This window comes from Streptomyces atriruber (assembly GCF_001418325.1).
Classification (GTDB): Bacteria; Actinomycetota; Actinomycetes; order Streptomycetales; family Streptomycetaceae; genus Streptomyces; species Streptomyces atriruber.
In genome coordinates this window covers 1-1,157 of record NZ_LIPN01000700.1, presented here as the reverse complement: position 1 = coordinate 1,157, position 1,157 = coordinate 1, and the positions used below count along the sequence as shown (strand labels likewise).

The 1,157-nt window shown below is 74.1% G+C and carries 1 protein-coding gene; it reads right to left on the bottom strand.

The window, feature by feature from the left end:
• Positions 1–49: 49 nt before the first annotated feature.
• The coding region (locus tag AOK03_RS40180) for a 3-oxoacyl-ACP reductase (RefSeq protein ID WP_055570232.1) at positions 50–1,157 on the bottom strand (1,108 nt) is incomplete at its 5' end.

The following is a 1,157-nucleotide window of genomic DNA, read 5'->3' as shown; positions in this document are numbered from 1 at the left end:
CTACCCGGCAGGGCGGCGCGGGGGGAGGGGGCGAGGTGGTGGGGCACGGTCATGCGCCGAGGAGGCTTTGGGCGCAGACTCGGATCGTTTGGGCGTTGAGGCCGCCCTGGGCCAGCCAGGAGGTCGCCTCGGCGACGTCGACGGGGAGACCTCCCTGGGAGAGGGAGTTCATGCGGCGACCCGCCTCGCGGATGAGCAGCGGCACCGCTGCGGTCATCTTCGTCTCGATGAAGCCGGGCGCCACCGCGTTCACCGTCACCCCGTGCTCCGCAAGCGCGCGGGGCCCGAGCGAACGGACGAGCCCGATGATCCCCGCCTTGCTCGCCGCGTAGTTCGTCTGGCCCGCGTTGCCCGCGATCCCCGCGATGGAGGCCGTGGCGACGACGCGTCCGCCGCGGTGGATCGTGCCGGTCTTGAGGAGCGTGTCGGTGACGGTCAGGACCGAGGTGAGGTTGACGTCGAGGACCGAGGTCCAGCGGTCCCGCGCCATGTTGGCCAGCTTGCGGTCCCGGGTGATGCCCGCGTTGTGGACGAGGATGTCGAGGCCGTCGGGCAGCGCCGCGGCGATCTGGTCGCCGGCGTCGGGCGCCGTGATGTCGAGGGGCAGCGCCGTGCCGCCGAGGCGGTCGGCGAGGTGGGTCAGGTCCGGGCGGGCGGACGGTACGTCGAGGAGCGTGACCCGGGCGCCGTCGCGGGTGAGGACCTCCGCGACCGCCGCGCCGATGCCGCGGGCCGCGCCCGTGACGAGGGCGGTGCGGCCCGCCAGCGGGCGGTCCCGGTCGGCGGGGGCGGCCAGCGTCTCGGCGGGGCCGGTCTCGATCAACTGGCCGGTTATGTATGCGGACTTGGGGGAGAGCAGGAAGCGCAGGGTCGAGTCGGCGGTGGCTATCGGGCCGGTGACGCGGACGAGGTTCGCGGTGCGGCCGCGGCCCAGTTCCTTGGCCAGGGAGCGTATGAACCCTTCCAGGGCCTGCTGTGCCGCCGCCTGGTGGTGGTCCGCCGGGTCGGGCGGGGAGCCGAGGACCAGGACGCGGCCGTTGTCCGCCACGGTGCGCACCACGGGGTGCAGCGCCGCGTACACCTCGGTGAGGGTCCGGGTGTCCGTCACCGCCGTGGCGTCCAGCACAACTGCCGTGGGGTGGGGTGTCGTTGGGGTG